We start from the raw sequence: 15,781 nt of genomic DNA, 5'->3' as shown, positions 1-15,781 counted from the left end.
TGGTTGAATGTTGCAATAGTATCGGGCGCGGTTGCCCCACGCTTAGTGCGACAGCCCACCCGTAACGATCAGCCATGCACCTGCCAGGAACCCCCCACAGCCTACCGTGAGGAGCGCGCGTCCCCAGGCAGGACGTACGATCGCGCGCAGCGATGTCGCCGTTCCAACACGCAGATCTGCGGCGAACGGCATCAGCCAGGCCGCCAAGATGGTGGCCGCCGCAAGCGCCCACACGATGATCGTCCCACGGGGGTCACTGAGCCAGTAATCGCTGCGATCGAGGCCGCTTGACGTAGCTACGTCGACTGGCCAGGTCCACAGGACACGTCCCTCATAAGAATACGAAACACCGGCCCACACGAGATAGGGGATAAGACCCCCCACAGTGAGGCCCAGGGCGGTGGTCACGATCGAACGCGCGAGCAGGATCGGGGACATAGCGATGACGGCTGCCCCATCCGAAGGCTTAGGCCCACGCAGGATGCGCCGCCGCTCGACCCACCGACTCATCGCTCCAACCAACCCGAAGGCGGCGAGGGCGATGCCGACGATGAGGGTGCCGCTCATACCGAGGAGGAAGGGCAGTGAGGCCAGGAGCGCGAGCACAGCGGCACCGGAGATCCAGGCATTCTTCTTTTCCGGAGACGAGGCCGTCTCGTCGTGCGCGCCGACGACACCTGCGCCAGGACTCGGGTTCCACTGAGGACCCGCGCCCACCGGAGGTGTCACGAAGCCCGCTTGAGGGTACGGCCGCTGCGCGGGATCGGGGGCAACGCCAGGCCCGGGACCGTAGGCACCCTGCGGGTGCGCGTAGGGAGCTTGCGGATAGGGTGCCAACACCTCGGTGGGGTCCGCATCATCGACGACCTGCCACGTGTCGGTCGCATCGTCGTGCCAGGCGACCTCGGTGGACTCGTCCTCCCAGTCACCGTAGCCTTCCGCCACTGAGGCGGTATCCACGACCTCCGTGTGATCGTTTGCCGCGGTGAACTCCGAGGCATCACGCCGCGGATGCTGCGGGTAGGCGACGGCGCGCGCACCGGCGGCACCCGGACGTTGCCCCGCCTCCTCCCATTGAGGAGGCGCGGCGATCTCCTGGGGATCGGAATTGACCATCTGCGTGCGCATGCCCGTATCGAGCAGCTGCGCCCAGTTGACCGTCACATAGTCGAGTTCGCCGGGGGCCCAGCCGACTGCGCTCATCAGGTCGGCGACGATCAGGGAGGGCGAGGGACGCTCATCGGGGTCGGGAGCAAGTCCACCCGCGAGCGCATCGGCAACCATGGGGTGCAGACCGGCGAGGTCGGGGTCTCCCCCGAGGACGCGCAACATCGTGGCCGATACGTCACCCTTGCCAAATGGCGGTCGGCCGGTCGCACACGAGAGGAGGGTTGCACACCACGCCCACCAGTCCGATTCTTTCGTGGCGCCGTGTCCCTGGAGTAGTTCGGGCGCGGTATATCCGGCAGTACCCGACACGAGGCCGGTGCTCGTCAAGTGCTGATCCGAGGTCGCCATCGCGATGCCGAAGTCGATAAGGACGGGGCCTCGCGGGGAGCAAATGATATTGGAGGGCTTGATGTCGCGGTGGATGATGTTCGCGTGGTGTACGGCCGCGATCGTGGAGGCCAGATGGTAGGACATGGCTGCGACGCCGCGCAGCGGGATCGGTCCGGACAGCAGGATTTCCGCGAGCGTGGGACCCTCGACATACTCGGAGACAACGAAGGGCTGCGTCGCATCCGTCTCCGCGTCGACGATGTGCGCGACGAAGTGCGAACGCACGGAGTTCACCGTGCGCGTCTCGCGCTCCAAGCGCTGGCGTGACGCCTCCGAGGCCGCCATCGCGGGGTGCATGGCTTTGAGGGCGACACGCGTGCCGCCCCCATCTTCGGCCAGCCAGACCGTACCCGCTCCGCCTGTACCGAGCCGACGGATCAGCCTGTAACCGCCCAGTTCCTCGCCTTCTTCCACGCCCTCAGACTACCTGGCCACTCCCCCATCTGCGGGCATCCGCGCGCAGGGACCCCGGCCTCGTCCCAGTCGATGACAGCCGAACACCCACCAGTAATCCAGCATCCGACCCGGACTGTACACCCACACACAGACGTGCTAACTTCGCAGTTAGTCGCGCGCGCGGAACGATCCGCGTTCGCACTCCGTGGGCGAAGACGCTCCACGGTCACCCCACTACGGATCGTCCGGCACGTACCTGCCGGTGGGAAGGAAAACTCCATGGCAACCGTTACCTTTGACAAGGCCACCCGTGTCTACCCGGGTTCCGACAAGCCCGCCGTCGACCAGCTTGACCTTAAGATTGAGGACGGCGAATTCCTCGTCCTCGTCGGCCCCTCCGGCTGCGGTAAGTCCACCTCGCTGCGCATGCTCGCAGGACTCGAGGACGTCAACGCCGGTCGCATCCTCATCGGCGACAAGGACGTCACCGACGTTCCGCCGAAGAACCGCGACATCGCGATGGTCTTCCAGAACTACGCCCTCTACCCCCACATGTCGGTGCGCGAGAACATGGGCTTCGCCCTGAAGATCGCTGGCACCCCCAAGGAAGAGATCAACAAGCGCGTCGAAGAGGCCGCCAAGATCCTCGATCTGGAGCCCTACCTGGACCGCAAGCCCAAGGCTCTGTCCGGTGGCCAGCGTCAGCGCGTCGCCATGGGCCGCGCGATCGTCCGCAAGCCCCAGGTGTTCCTCATGGACGAGCCCCTGTCGAACCTGGACGCCAAGCTGCGTGTCCAGACCCGCACGCAGATCGCCTCCCTGCAGCGCGAGCTCGGCGTCACCACCGTGTACGTCACACACGACCAGACCGAGGCCCTGACGATGGGCGACCGCATCGCGGTCCTCGCCGGCGGTCTCCTCCAGCAGTGCGGCACCCCGCAGGAGATGTACGAGCGTCCCGCCAACGAGTTCGTCGCCGGATTCATCGGCTCCCCCGCCATGAACCTGGGCACCTTCACGGTTGACGGCGAGTGGGCCAAGCTCGGTCCCGCACGCGTATCCGTCTCCGAGGCCGCCCGCGCCGCGATGACCGCTGAGGACGGCGGAAAGATCAAGATCGGTTTCCGCCCCGAGGGCCTGGACGTCGTTCCCGAGGGCACCGAGGGCACCATTCCGGTCGAGGTCGACTTCGTTGAGGAACTCGGCTCCGACGCCTACGTGTACGGCCACCTGGCAGGTGCTTCCGAGGGCGAGGGCCTGGGTTCGGGTGCCGAGGGCACCGGCAAGCAGCTGATCGTTCGTGTCCCTCCGCGTACCGCTCCCGGGCGCGGCGGCGTCGTGCACGTGCGCATCCGCGAAGGGCAGCAGCACAACTTCTCGGCTTCCACGGGCGTTCGCCTGCCCGAGTGACGCATAGCGTCCGCGCATGCCGATAGACGGCCCCGGCCTCGTCCTCTCGTACCTCCTGGACGAGGCCGGGGTTTCGCTATGCCATCACGAATCCTCAGCTCAAATCGTGTACTCTCCAGGTTTCGTACTAGGCGAATACCCTCAGAGGTGAGAGAATAGAGATCATGGCTTTGGACATTACTGCGGCCGCGGTCGACCCCGCACTCCTGGACCTCCCCTGGGATGTCCCCCTTGAGGAGTGGCCGTCCAACCTACTCGCTGCGCTTCCCCGCGGCATTTCCCGCCATATCGTGCGCTTCGTAAACCTGTCCGGACGCGTGCTCGCCATCAAGGAAATCGGGCCGACAGTCGCCCACCATGAGTACGACCGCCTGCGCGACCTCACCCGCCTCGATGCCCCATCTGTCCACCCCGTTGCCGTCATCACGGGCCGCGAGAGCGCCGACGGGGAGGAACTCAATGCCGCCCTCGTCACCGAGCACCTGCAGTTCTCGCTGCCATACCGCGCGCTTTTCTCCCTGTCGATGCGCGAGGATACGGCGACGCGTCTCATCGACGCACTCGCTCTCCTCCTCGTGCGTCTGCATCTCCTGGGCTTCTACTGGGGCGACGTGTCCCTGTCGAATACGCTCTTCCGCCGCGACGCCGGAGAGTTTGCCGCCTACCTGGTGGACGCCGAAACCGGCGAGTTGCACCCGAGACTCACCCCCGGGCAGCGCGAATACGACGTCGACCTGGCGCGCACAAACATCATCGGTGAGCTCATGGACCTGCAGGCAGGCGGCTTCTTCCCGGAGGATGCCGACCCCATTGATGTCGGCGACCGCATCCGCACCCAGTACGATCTGCTGTGGAATGAGGTCACCGCCGAGGAATCAATCCCGAACACGCAGCGCCAATACCTCGTCAATGAGCGCATTCGCCGCCTCAACGACCTCGGGTTCGATGTCGCCGAGCTGCACATGGCATCGGATTCGTCGGGCGAGCATCTGGTCATCCAGCCCAAGGTGGTCGACGCCGGGCACCACAACCGTAAGTTCATGCGCCTGACCGGGATGGACGTCGGCGAACACCAGGCCGCCCGCCTCCTCGCAGACATTGACGTGTGGCGCGCGACGAGTGGGCTGCAGGACATTCCCCTTGAGCAGGCCGCCCACGAGTGGATTACCGACGTGTTCACGCCCGTCGTGCGCGCGATTCCACGCGAACTCGCTGGCAAGCTCGAGCCGGCTCAGCTGTATCACGAGTACCTCGAACACCGCTGGTACATGGCCCAGCAGGCCGGTCACGACATTCCCGGTGAGGAGGCCGTCGCCTCCTACATCGAGAACATCTTGCCGTCCAAGCGCGACGAGGCCGTCCTCATCGGACCCGGTCCTGGCCGCTCCTCTATGCTCAGCGCCGAGGCGAACCCCGACCTGTGGTGAGGGCACAACGCCCCTCCCGTTCACGCTAGGAGCACCTATGTCTGAATTCCCCCGCATCTTTGCCCACAGGGGCGCTTCCTCGCTCGCGCCGGAGAACACGATTGCCGCGTTCTCCAAGGCGATGGAGGTCGGTGCCCGCTGGTTCGAGTTCGACGTGGATATCGCCGGCGACGGCTCTCTCATCGTCATCCACGACGACACGTTGGACCGTACGACGACCGGCTCGGGCTCGTACTACCGGATCGGGTACTCCGAGCTGCGCCGCCTGGACGCGGGCCGCTGGTTCTCCGACACCTACCGTTTCGAACGTATTCCCGAGGCCGCGGACGCTCTCGCATTCGCGCACGCGCAGCAGATGGGCGCGAACCTGGAGATCAAGCCGTGCGCGGGCGGGGATCGCCTGCGCGAACGCCTCATCGAGGCCCTTGCCGTCACACTCGCCGGAGACAAGGTTCCCTCGCAACTCCTCGTCTCTTCCTTCGACCACGAGCTGCTCGCCGCCTTCCATGAGAAGTGCCCGACGATCGCTCTGGGCTGGCTGATCGAGCGCGCCTCCGAGGAATGGCGCGAGGGCGCGGCCGCCCTGGGCGCCACCGCCATTCACCCGGGCGCCCGGGGCCTCACCGAGTCCGACGTGCGCGCAATGCGCGACGCTGACTTTGAGGTCAACGTGTGGACCGTCAACGACGTGGAGCAGGCCCGCGAGCTAGCCTCGTGGGGCGTCACCGGCATCTTCACCGATCGCCCGCAGGACTTCCCCGCCGATGCCCTGAAGGCCTAACGGGTAGGCGCGGTCGGTCCGCGCACCACCGACAACGGACGAGGTAGCCGGGGTCGCTCACGCGACCCCGGCTACCTGTTATGTATGTGTCAGCTGACGTTTTACGCTTCGCCCGCGCGGCGCGTAAAGCGCTTGGAGACGTGCTTGGCCAGGGAAAGCTCGGCGATGGAGTCCACGACCATCAGGCCACCCACGATGCCCGCGAAGCGCATCCAACCCGAGCGCGGCGACGAGGCACGCACGGCGGCAACGAGCATGCCGGTGCCGACGATGGCTTCGGTGGCAACTGCGGCGTGGATGATCCACGGGCGCTCGACGGCCACGGACTCGTAGGAGTTCCACAGGGGCTTCACAACCGACTGAGGCTGGCCCATCATGATGTCGACGCTGCGCCCAATCGCGTTAGAGATGCCGCGCGCCAGGTGTACGGAGACGCCCTCGACATCTTCGATGTCGGTGGTGCCCAGGAGGAAGCCTGCAACCGAGCCGGGCAGGCCAAGCGCGCGCACGACCTTCCAGACGGACTCCTCGCCGGTCGTTGCCACCGATGCCCACAACGCGTCGGCATCCGAGCCGGGGACGGCCTCGGCAATCTCCTGGAGGTCAAGGCGATCGCCAACCAGGTCGATGACCTCGCCGGGCAGTTCGGCGGTGCGATCGTGTCCGCCGGGAACGATCGCTGCGTCCATGCTCCAGTTGTGGGAGATGATGTGCTCGAGGTGGTCGTCGGTGACCAGGAAGACCTGGAATTCGCCGTCCGTCACGGAGAGGGTGACCAGCGGCAGGTCGCCGAAGTTCCAGCCCTCCTTCTCGGCGGGCAGCTCAGCGAGAAGCGCACGGTGTCCATCAGCGAGCTCGAGGTCGCCCAGATCCACGCCCTCAAGGGCAGCCAGGAGCGGCACGGACGAGGCGGGGGTACGACCGATCTCGACAATGCGGGTCGGGGCAGGCTCGATGGCCTCAAGCTCCTCGTCGTCAGAGGGCCAGACCTTACCGAGCGGCGAGTCGCCCTCGGGCAGGTGGTCTGCGGTCGCGTTGCCGATGCGCACCTCGGCGTCGAATAGGATGGCAAGTTCACTGGCCAGCTCGGCGGGCGTCAGGCCGGGAACGACCTCCGTCGAGCCGGCGGGCACGGTAGCAACGCGCTCGTCGGAGACCGCGACGTTAAGCCCGAGCAGCTGAGGCGACGACGGGAACCACTCAAGCTGAGCGAGAATCGAACGCTCCTTCAGTTCACCAGCCACCACGCTGGGATCCAGATCGTGGCCGATGATCATGCCTTCAATGCGGGTCCAGTCCTGGGCCATGTCACTACCTTCCTGTTCGTGGTGGCATCGTCTCACCACTCTATGCTTCCATTGTGTCGCGTGGGTCGCTTTTTCGCTCGCCCGCACGGTCAGTTACGAGATTCTGTTGCGTTCCGTCCCGCCCCACTCGACGGCGACAAAGCCGGTGCGCGTTGGCGGCGCGGTTAAGGACTGAGGCTGAACGACCGTATCGGCTCGCGCCTCACGGATCGACATAAACACCCGAATGAAGGTGTCCGGCTCGACTTGATTCCCGGCCTCATCCGCGAAACGGTAGGAAGCCGCCTGCACGTAGGTGCTCGCGTCGAAGGACACAAACGTGTGCTCATGTGCACGGATATGCGGTGCCCAGTAGGTGATGAAGTCGGCTGCCTCTCGGTCGTTGAGACCCAGCTGGGCGAGCTTATCCTCCAAGAAAGAAACGGCATCCTCGCGAGCGACCACGAAGCCGGTCTCGGGGTCCGGGAGGGGCGCGTACCCATCCCAGAAGAGCGATGGGTACGTGCGCCCCTCTTGGTCTGCGAGGGTCCCGTCGGGAGAAGCGGTCACCATCCACGAGGCCTGCGTCCCCCGCTCCGTCGACTGCTGAGAATCCGGGGCCGGGTAGACGGTGTCGAGGCTTCCTTCCAGGTCAAGTGTCACCGTGAGGTGACGTTCCTCCTGCGGGTACAGGTACAGGACCGGCTTTTTCGCGACAGGCTCGTTATTCACCATGTTGCAGGCGACAAAACATGCAAGTGCTGCAACGACCACGACTCCGATAACGATCAGTGCTTTCTTCATGGTGCCGTTTCTTTCTACACTCGCCCGCCGTTGGGTACTCATAGCTGCGTCTCATCGCGCGGTTGTCTCATCATACGGCGCACAATCGTCCGGTTTCAAGAGGCATCGTGGGGACAGAAGAGACCGGGGGAGTTTCTCTGGAACGTCTATCAAGCAACAGGTTTGAGCCACGAGTCATTCCCTGCTATCCTGACCCGTTGCGCGGCTGCACGAAAGTAGGAGCCGCATCCCTCACCTGAAAGCAGCTATCATGTCTCTTCTGGTCATCGCAGCCATTGCCGGCGCGGTAACTCTCTTCTTTCTTCTGTTCCTGTGGGCTAGCTTTGTCTCTGCGTCGCCGGGCGAAATCAAGGTGATCTCCGGCCCGCGCGGCCAGCGCGTGCTGCACGGTAAGACGGGTTGGAAGTTCCCGCTGCTGGAGCGCGTGGACACCATGACCGCCTCGATGATTTCCGTCGATGCCCAGACCACGGACTTCGTCCCCACGAACGACTACATCAACGTGCGAGTCGACGCCGCCGTCAAGGTCCGCATCGCGACCGATGACCCGACGTTATTCCGCGCTGCAACGCGTAACTTCCTGTACAAGACGACCTCCGAGATCTCAGAGGAGGTACGTGACACCCTCGAGGGCCACCTGCGCGCCATCATCGGCCAGATGCGCCTCACCGACATCATCACCGACCGCGCCGCCTTCTCCGAGCGTGTTCAAGAGAACGCGAAGCAGGACCTGGAGGAGATGGGCCTCGAGATCGTCGCCTTCAACATCCAGAACGTCACCGACCAGAACGGCGTCATCGACAACCTCGGTATCGACAACACGGAGCAGATCCGCAAGACTGCGGCCATCGCGAAGGCGAACGCTCAGAAGGAGGTCGCGCAGGCGACCGCCGTCGCCCAGAAGGAAGCGAACGACGCCCAGGTCGCGTCCCAGCTGGAGATCGCCCAGAAGCAGACGGACCTCGCTAAGCGCCAGGCCGCGCTGAAGGTGGAGGCAGACACCGAGAAGGCGAAGGCCGACGCCGCCTACGAGATTCAGTCGCAGATTCAGCGCCGCGACATCGAGCGCGAGACCGCGCAGGCTGACATCGTCAAGCAGGAACAGCAGGCGGTCATCAAGGAGAAGGAAGTCGTCGTCACCAAGCAGGCGCTGCAGGCCGAGGTGAACGCGAAGGCCGACGCCGACCGTTACGCGGCCGAGAAGAAGGCAGACGCGGCCCTGTACGCGCGCCAGCGCCAGGCCGAGGCCGAGGCCTTCGAGCGTACCAAGAAGGCCGACGCCGACAAGCAGGCCATGCTCGCCGAGGCCCAGGGTATCGAGGCTCGCGGACGCGCTGAGGCCTCCGCGATCGGCGCGAAGCTGACGGCCGAGGCCGAGGGCCTCGAGAAGAAGGCTGAGGCCATGACGAAGATGAACCAGGCGGCCGTGCTGGAGATGTACTTCCGTGCGCTGCCCGAGGTGGCGCGCGCTGTCGCCGAGCCCCTCTCCAAGGTCGACACCATCACGATGTACGGCGAGGGCAACAACGCGCAGATGGTCGGCGACATCACGAAGTCGATTAGCCAGATCAACGCGGGCCTGGGCGATTCGTTGGGCCTGGATCTGCAGCAGATGTTCACGGCGCTTGTGGGCGCCAAGGTCGTCTCACCCACGATCTCCGATGCGGTCGCGGAGGGCGTGCGCGATGCCGCCGTCCCGAATCCACCGCAGGAGTGAGCGCGAGGCCCACCCTCACGGTACGCAGCTGGTGACCACACAAGAGGCCGGATCGTCGGTCTGACGGGGCGTGATCCTTCGGGGTCACGCCCCGCATATATGGGTATCTCACCGACAATCACATGGGCACGGGGCGCTGGCAACCCCACGCACAACGATCCCGCTCATGACGCATCCACGCCAATCGCATGGGCCCGGAGCGCTGGCGGAAACAGCGACGTATTCGAGGCGGCCCCCTGCACTCGGTGAGCCGACTACCGCCGCGTTAACGCTGGTAAGCTCCGCTTTCCCAAATCTTGCAGGCGTTCTTCTTGCTCGGTACCTTCCCCGCACCGCTGGCGGAGACCACGACGTATTCGAGGCGGTCCCCTGCACTCGGTGAGCCGACAACCGCCGCGTTACCGCTGGTAAGCTCCGCTTTCCCAAATCTCGCAGGTAACGCGAGCCGGTACTTTTTCGAGGAAACCTCAAGAACCTTCCAATTCCAACACTGCTGTGTCGCATCTGAAAACACGAGCGGGAGAAATGCACGCGGAATTACTGAGTGCGGGGGAACAGACAGCAATCAGGTCACGCCGTGTTCGAGGGCAATGCGCCTATCCACGGGTTTCAACCCCGTAGGGAGGAATTAATAGGATCTGATGGGGTTGAGTCTTCCCCATTCGGCGCACATCTCCCCCAACAATTATTTCACGATTGAGGTGGCCAAGAGACCGGCTCGGCGGATAGGTGACGACGACCCGGATAGGCTATCGATATGCTGGGCATTTCCTAGGCGTACATCAGCGGATAGGTTACGGCGATGCGGATAGGTTACGGCGATGCGGATAGGCTACGGCGATGCGGATAGGTTAGTAGGCTATCCGCATGCTGATAACCTATCCGTGAAGCAATAACCTATCCGCGTGCGCCGCACGCCGAGTAGCGTCCCGCATAGTGGTGTAACCGTGTGGTGGTCGGCTCGTTTAATATGGGTGCGGTCACCGTATGATCCTTCGACAAAGCTCTCTACTTCTGACTCGAAATGATGTGGAGGCACAACGATGACCGCTCCTCATTATTGAGACCCCGACGGGATCGTCGATTGCTGCCGTGCAACCGCCGGTACCGCTGCCCCCTCTCGTCGGACCATTGAAACCGCCGACACCACGGTCGAGGGTTATCACCGCGCACATGAAACCGAGAGCACCACTGTCGGCAGCAAATGCCCCAAAAACGGTGCTTCTCGAGTGACAGTGGCGTCAGCGGTTTCAATCTGCTGCGGGATAGTGTCGACAGAGGTGCCATCGGTTGCACACAGGCCGTCGGTGGGCTTCTTGAGGTTGCGTGGCAGGCGGCGCACATCGGGACACAATCCCATCAAGCCACACGCAATTCGATGACATGAACAGTCAACGCCTCACAACACTGGAGTTCCAAGGATCTAGATCGGATCTTGGAGCATCCGTGAGGGGGTTGGACGCTGAAGGGACTTCCACCGAGTCCCGCCGTCGTGGAGCCACCACGCGGCCTACCGGGCTAGTTCGCAGTTCCGGTAGGCCAAGGCAGGGCCCAAGCCACACGCGGTATCCAAAGCGCCGCAGGCACAGAGGGAGCCGAGACGCCTACACAACATGGCAACAGTACCGGCGGGCGGCGGCGGGGCCAGGGCGGGCCTCGCGATCGACTACTCCGAGCAATACACGCGTGTGGCGATCTCGCGGGCGGGCTAACGCCCAACCGAACGCACAGCGGCCCGGCAAACAGAATAGGTAACTCAGTGGCCAGGCATCGGGGGCACCCCCCAGCACCCGAAACACCTGCGAGGCATGACACTCACCCACCGTCACACCGGCACCAGCGCACGGCGACGGACCGCAGGCACAACGAAGCCGCCCGACCCCACGGGGGTCGGGCGGCTCATGCGCCGGGCCGCTAGGCGGCCATCAGCAAAGGTTTCAGCGCATCTGGGTGCCGGTGGCGCCCAGGCGCTCGCAGGCCTCGACGACGCGGGCGGCCATGCCTGCCTCAGCCGACTTGCCCCACGTACGCGGGTCGTACTGCTTCTTGATGCCAACCTCGCCGTCGATCTTGAGGACGCCGTCGTAGTTGCGCAGCATGTGGTCAACGACCGGACGGGTGAAGGCGTACTGCGTGTCGGTGTCGACGTTCATCTTGATGACGCCGTTGGCGACAGCGGTGGCGATCTCCTCGGCGGTGGAGCCGGAGCCACCATGCATGACCAGGTCGAAGGGACGGTGGTCCAGGCCGTAGTGAGCGGCGACCTCTTCCTGAATGGTGCCGAGCAGCTCGGGACGCAGCTTCACGTGGCCGGGCTTGTAGGCACCGTGCACGTTGCCGAAGGTCAGAGCGGTCAGGTAGCGACCGTTCTCGCCCAGGCCCAGGGCCTCGACGGTCTTGATGCCGTCGGCCGTGGTGGTGTACAGCTTCTCGTTGATCTCTCCGACGACGCCGTCTTCCTCACCGCCGACCGCGCCGACCTCGATCTCGAGGATGGTGTTGGCCTTGACGGACAGGGCGAGCAGTTCCTTAGCGATCTCGAGGTTCTCATCGAGATCGATGGCGGAACCGTCCCACATGTGAGACTGGAAGGTGGGCAGCTTGCCTTCGGCAACCTGGCCAGCCTCGATCTCGAGGAGGGGGCGGACCCAGGAGTCGATGTTCTGCTTGGCGCAGTGGTCAGTGTGCAGGGCCACGGTGATACCGTAGTTCTTGGCAACCTCGGTCGCGTAAGCTGCGAGGGCCAGCGAGCCGGTGACGCGGTTCTTGATGGTAGAGCCGGAGCCGTACTCGGCACCACCGACGGACACCTGGAGGATACCGTCGGACTCGGCCTCGGCGAAGCCCTGGAGGGCGGCGGTGATGGTCTGGGACGAGGTCACGTTGATCGCAGGGTAGGCGAACTTGCCATCCCGTGCGCGATTCAGCATCTCTGCATAGACCTCAGGGGTTGCGATAGGCACTTGGAGCCTCCTAATCGAGTGACAGTTTTGTCGTGATCGATTCTCTCACATTTTGCACGAGTGAGGAGGGGAAGGAAGTCCCGTTTGGACAGCATTTCTTCCAACCCGTCCCCTGCTGTTATTCGTCAGTTGGAGCGGCCGACACGCTCCGAGTTCGGCGACAGCCGTGCCGGCGGTGAGCGTCGTTGCGACGTCTCCCTGCGCGCTCGTTCCACGGAATCGAAGGTAGGAGTCATTAGTCGCGACGGGCAGGACGACGGTGCCGGGGACGTTGTCCTGGGGCGCCACCAGGACGGTGTTGCCGACTGTGTCAGACGCACCCTTGTTGTCACCCGCCCCTTGAGGCCGTCAAAGGAGCCTGAGAGGCAGATCTGGACATCCGTTAGACGCTGCACATGAGGGTGACAACTCGAGCGACAGTCAGGCTTCTTCCGCCGCGTCAAGACGCGACGCGTGTGCCCACATAACGATCGCTGCGGCATGACCGACATTCATGGAACGCGTCGAACCACGCTGAGTAATGGCGACGACGACCTCGCATACCTCGATCATGTCGTCGCTCAATCCGGACGCCTCGGAGCCGAACACTAGGCATGCGCGTTCGGGCAACGTAGCGCTTTCGAGCGCGACGGACCCCTCGACATTGTCAACACCGACGAGCGTCAGGCCCTCACGAACGCAGTGCTCGACGAGGTCAGCCACCTCGCGGCAATGATCCACCGGCAGGTAGCGGTCGGTGACCATAGCGCCGCGGCGGTTCCACCGCTTACGCCCCACGACGTGGACGCGGCAGGCCCCCATAGCATTCGCAGTACGCACGATCGCCCCAATGTTGAAGTCGTGATCGAGGTTTTCGATAGCAACCTCGAAGGGCAGGGAGCGGGCGGCAATGTCCGCGCGGATCGCGTCCATCGTCCAATAGCGGTAGCGATTCTCAACGTTGCGCCGATCCCCAGCGGCAAGGAGCTCCCGGTCGTAGTGTTCACCGACGGGCCAGGCGTCCTCCCCTCCCGGCCACGGACCAACCCCGACCTGCACGTTTCGCCCGGCCCCGACCTCGTTGGTTCCGCACGCGCCGTCACGCGCGATGTCACACCCATTTTCGAACTCGTTCACGGAACCCACCCTAGCGGCACCGTAGAATGGAGGCATGACTGCCCCCACGCACGAACCCACTGCCCTGGCCGATCTGCCGCCCGTGACCGCGTGGCTTTCCGACATGGACGGCGTCCTGGTCAAGGAGAATCGCGCTCTGCCCGGCGCGAATGAATTCCTCGCGGCACTACGCGGCAATCGGTTCCCCTTCCTGGTCCTCACCAACAACTCGGTGTTCACCAACCGCGACCTGTCCGCCCGCCTGGCGAACTCGGGCCTGGACATTCCCGAAGAGAACATCTGGACCTCGGCGAACGCGACGGCCGCGTTCCTGCAGCAGCAGTCCCCCGGCTCAACCGCCTTCGTCATTGGCGAGGCCGGCCTGACCACTGCGATCCACTCCGCGGGATACGTGATGACGGAGACCGACCCCGAGTACGTGGTGCTCGGCGAGGTACGTTCCTACGACTTTCGCGCTCTCACCCTCGCGATCCGCCTGATCGAGGGCGGCGCTAAGTTCATCGCGACCAATCCTGACGTATCGGGCCCCTCCGACGAGGGCACCCTGCCCGCCTGCGGCGCGATCGCAGCGATGATCACGGCGGCGACCGGCCAGAAGCCCTACTTCGTCGGTAAGCCGAACCCCGTCATGATCCGCGCGGGCCTGAACAAGATCGGCGCGCACTCCGAGAGCGCCGCCATGGTCGGCGACCGCATGGACACGGACGTGCGCGCGGGCGTCGAGGCCGGCCTGCGCACCCACCTGGTCCTGTCGGGTTCCACGGCCTACGACGATATCCGCAGTTACCCGTTCCGCCCCTTCGGTATCCACGAGGGCATCGGCGATCTCATCGAGCTCGTCGAGGCGGCACACTGACCCACACCGATCCGGAAGGAACACCCATGACTAACGATTCCCACAGGGCACGCCTGGCTGGCCTCGTCCAGGAACTTTCCGTCATTCACGAGAAGGTCACGCTAGCGTCGGGCCGTGAGTCCGACTTCTACGTCGATATGCGCCGCTCGACGCTGCACCACGAGGCGGCTCCCCTCATCGGCCACGTCATGCTGGATCTCCTGGAGGAGTCCGGCTTCGCGGTGGGCGAGGAGTACGTGGCCGTCGGCGGCCTGACGATGGGCGCAGATCCCGTCGCGACCGCGATGATGCACGCCGCCGCCTCGCGCGGCCTGGACCTGGACGCTTTCGTCGTGCGTAAGGCCGCGAAGGATCACGGCATGAAGCGTCGCATCGAGGGACCGGATGTCGTCGGCAAGAACGTCGTCGTCCTCGAGGATACGTCCACGACCGGCGGCTCCCCGCTGGAGGCCGCGCTCGCCCTGCGCGAGGCCGGCGCGAACGTCGTCGCCGTCGCGGTGATCGTCGACCGTGCGACGGGTGCCAAGGAGCGCATTGAGGCCGAGGGCTTCCCGTACTTCTACGCGCTGGGCCTTGAGGACATCGGCCTGGCCTAATCCTCCGCTCGCATCGACGAGGCCGGGGCCGGGTTTTGCGCGAACCCGGCCCCGGCCTCTTTGCTGCCGCGTGCTCACATGTGGGGAACGGAGCGCATGGCGCGCGCGGTCACCCAGCGCGGGGCGATCTTCATGGCCCCCATCGCGACCTTGTAGGGGATCGTGGGGGTGACCTGGACGCGGCCTGCGCGCACGGCGTCGAGGGCTTCTGTCACGACCTGTTCGGGGCTGGCCATGAGCCAGGAAGGCGTCGCACGCATGTCGACGCCCGCACGCTCAAAGAATGGGGTGTCGACGGGGCCGGGGCATACGACGGTCGCGGTGATGCCGGAGTCCTTGAGCTCGGCCGCAAGCCCCTCAGTGAAGGCGACGACCCAGGCCTTGTGGGCGGAGTAGGTGCCCGCGCCGGTGCGCGAGGCGACCGAGCCGACGTTGAGGATGGCACCGCGCCCGCGCGAGCGCATGGAAATCCCGGCATGGTGGGCAAGTGTCATGACGGCTCGGACCATGACGTTCAGTCCGTTGATTTCGTTCTCGAGGCTGTTGTCCAGGAATTCGGTTCCCAACCCAAATCCTGCGTTGTTGACGAGGAGGTCGACGGGTGCCAGGTCTAGTTTGTCACGGTCGGCGGGGCCTCCCACGTCGAGGCGGTCCGCGACGCGCGCGCATCCTTCGTCGGTGGACAGGTCAGCGGCGATCACCTCGACGCGCACGCCGGCAACGCTCGTGAGCGTTTCTGCGATCGCGCTCAGGGCGTCCTCGCGGCGCGCGACGAGCACCAGGTCGTGGCCCGCGGCTGCGAGCTGCCAACAGAATTCTTCACCAATGCCGGAAGTCGCTCCGGTGACCAGCGCTGTTCCCATGGGGGA

General features: G+C 64.8%; 12 protein-coding genes. 6 read left to right on the top strand and 6 right to left on the bottom strand.

The annotated features are described in order from the left end of the window. Positions 1-42: 42 nt before the first annotated feature. Positions 43-1,974, bottom strand: coding sequence for a serine/threonine-protein kinase (locus RDV55_RS06410; protein ID WP_111824463.1), 1,932 nt, complete (start codon positions 1,972-1,974; stop codon positions 43-45). Positions 1,975-2,235: 261 nt separating this feature from the next. On the opposite strand from RDV55_RS06410, the gene RDV55_RS06405 reads away from it, so the two are divergent. From RDV55_RS06405 to RDV55_RS06395, 3 genes are all read left to right on the top strand, one after another. After that, entirely contained in the window at positions 2,236-3,366 is a 1,131-nt protein-coding gene (locus RDV55_RS06405) for an ABC transporter ATP-binding protein (protein ID WP_111824462.1), read from the top strand. A gap of 164 nt (positions 3,367-3,530) precedes the next feature. Continuing rightward, a complete protein-coding gene (locus tag RDV55_RS06400) occupies positions 3,531-4,793 on the top strand; it encodes a DUF4032 domain-containing protein (protein WP_111824461.1) in 1,263 nt (420 codons plus the stop codon). A gap of 37 nt (positions 4,794-4,830) precedes the next feature. Next, positions 4,831-5,574 carry a glycerophosphoryl diester phosphodiesterase gene (locus tag RDV55_RS06395; protein WP_111824460.1) on the top strand — a complete coding sequence of 248 codons (744 nt, stop codon included), beginning with the start codon at positions 4,831-4,833 and terminating at the stop codon, positions 5,572-5,574. A 101-nt stretch (positions 5,575-5,675) separates the two neighbouring features. Here the strand turns inward: RDV55_RS06395 and RDV55_RS06390 are convergent, their stop codons facing one another. Together RDV55_RS06390 and RDV55_RS06385 are read right to left on the bottom strand one after the other, a co-directional pair. Further along, the gene (locus RDV55_RS06390) at positions 5,676-6,881 is read right to left on the bottom strand and encodes a hypothetical protein (protein WP_111824459.1); all 1,206 of its coding nucleotides are present in this window, start codon (positions 6,879-6,881) and stop codon (positions 5,676-5,678) included. 93 nt (positions 6,882-6,974) lie between these two features. Continuing rightward, positions 6,975-7,664 carry a hypothetical protein gene (locus RDV55_RS06385; protein WP_111824458.1) on the bottom strand — a complete coding sequence of 230 codons (690 nt, stop codon included), beginning with the start codon at positions 7,662-7,664 and terminating at the stop codon, positions 6,975-6,977. 250 nt (positions 7,665-7,914) lie between these two features. Here RDV55_RS06385 and RDV55_RS06380 point away from each other — a divergent pair, with 250 nt between their 5' ends. Next, positions 7,915-9,381: a flotillin family protein gene (locus RDV55_RS06380; protein ID WP_111824457.1), complete on the top strand. Its 1,467-nt coding sequence runs from the start codon at positions 7,915-7,917 to the stop codon at positions 9,379-9,381. A 1,937-nt stretch (positions 9,382-11,318) separates the two neighbouring features. Here the strand turns inward: RDV55_RS06380 and fbaA are convergent. Both fbaA and RDV55_RS06370 read right to left on the bottom strand, forming a co-directional pair. After that, positions 11,319-12,344 carry a class II fructose-bisphosphate aldolase gene (gene fbaA / locus RDV55_RS06375; protein ID WP_111824455.1) on the bottom strand — a complete coding sequence of 342 codons (1,026 nt, stop codon included), beginning with the start codon at positions 12,342-12,344 and terminating at the stop codon, positions 11,319-11,321. A gap of 420 nt (positions 12,345-12,764) precedes the next feature. Beyond that, positions 12,765-13,496, bottom strand: a complete 732-nt coding sequence (locus RDV55_RS06370; RefSeq protein ID WP_111824454.1) for a TrmH family RNA methyltransferase — start codon at positions 13,494-13,496, stop codon at positions 12,765-12,767. Here RDV55_RS06370 and RDV55_RS06365 point away from each other — a divergent pair. Together RDV55_RS06365 and pyrE are read left to right on the top strand one after the other, a co-directional pair. Beyond that, complete coding sequence (locus tag RDV55_RS06365; RefSeq protein WP_111824453.1) at positions 13,495-14,316, top strand: HAD-IIA family hydrolase; 822 nt, start codon at positions 13,495-13,497, stop codon at positions 14,314-14,316. The two genes, RDV55_RS06370 and RDV55_RS06365, sit on opposite strands and share 2 nt — an antisense overlap. 26 nt (positions 14,317-14,342) lie before the next feature. After that, positions 14,343-14,912: an orotate phosphoribosyltransferase gene (gene pyrE / locus RDV55_RS06360; RefSeq protein ID WP_111824452.1), complete on the top strand. Its 570-nt coding sequence runs from the start codon at positions 14,343-14,345 to the stop codon at positions 14,910-14,912. Between the two features lie 74 nt (positions 14,913-14,986). Here the strand turns inward: pyrE and RDV55_RS06355 are convergent, their stop codons facing one another. After that, positions 14,987-15,775, bottom strand: coding sequence for an SDR family NAD(P)-dependent oxidoreductase (locus RDV55_RS06355; RefSeq protein WP_111824451.1), 789 nt, complete (start codon positions 15,773-15,775; stop codon positions 14,987-14,989). Between the last annotated feature and the right edge of the window lie 6 nt (positions 15,776-15,781).

This window comes from Schaalia odontolytica (assembly GCF_031191545.1).
GTDB lineage: Bacteria > Actinomycetota > Actinomycetes > Actinomycetales > Actinomycetaceae > Pauljensenia > Pauljensenia odontolytica.
This window is presented reverse-complemented; position numbering and strand designations above follow the sequence as displayed.

Coding starts and splice junctions, on each gene's coding strand:
- RDV55_RS06365 (WP_111824453.1), top strand. CDS start 13,495: ATGACTGCCCCCACGCACGAACCCACTGCCCTGGCCGATCTGCCGCCC.
- RDV55_RS06355 (WP_111824451.1), bottom strand. CDS start 15,775: ATGGGAACAGCGCTGGTCACCGGAGCGACTTCCGGCATTGGTGAAGAA.
- RDV55_RS06405 (WP_111824462.1), top strand. CDS start 2,236: ATGGCAACCGTTACCTTTGACAAGGCCACCCGTGTCTACCCGGGTTCC.
- RDV55_RS06380 (WP_111824457.1), top strand. CDS start 7,915: ATGTCTCTTCTGGTCATCGCAGCCATTGCCGGCGCGGTAACTCTCTTC.
- pyrE (WP_111824452.1), top strand. CDS start 14,343: ATGACTAACGATTCCCACAGGGCACGCCTGGCTGGCCTCGTCCAGGAA.
- RDV55_RS06400 (WP_111824461.1), top strand. CDS start 3,531: ATGGCTTTGGACATTACTGCGGCCGCGGTCGACCCCGCACTCCTGGAC.
- RDV55_RS06390 (WP_111824459.1), bottom strand. CDS start 6,881: ATGGCCCAGGACTGGACCCGCATTGAAGGCATGATCATCGGCCACGAT.
- RDV55_RS06370 (WP_111824454.1), bottom strand. CDS start 13,496: ATGCCTCCATTCTACGGTGCCGCTAGGGTGGGTTCCGTGAACGAGTTC.
- RDV55_RS06395 (WP_111824460.1), top strand. CDS start 4,831: ATGTCTGAATTCCCCCGCATCTTTGCCCACAGGGGCGCTTCCTCGCTC.
- RDV55_RS06385 (WP_111824458.1), bottom strand. CDS start 7,664: ATGAAGAAAGCACTGATCGTTATCGGAGTCGTGGTCGTTGCAGCACTT.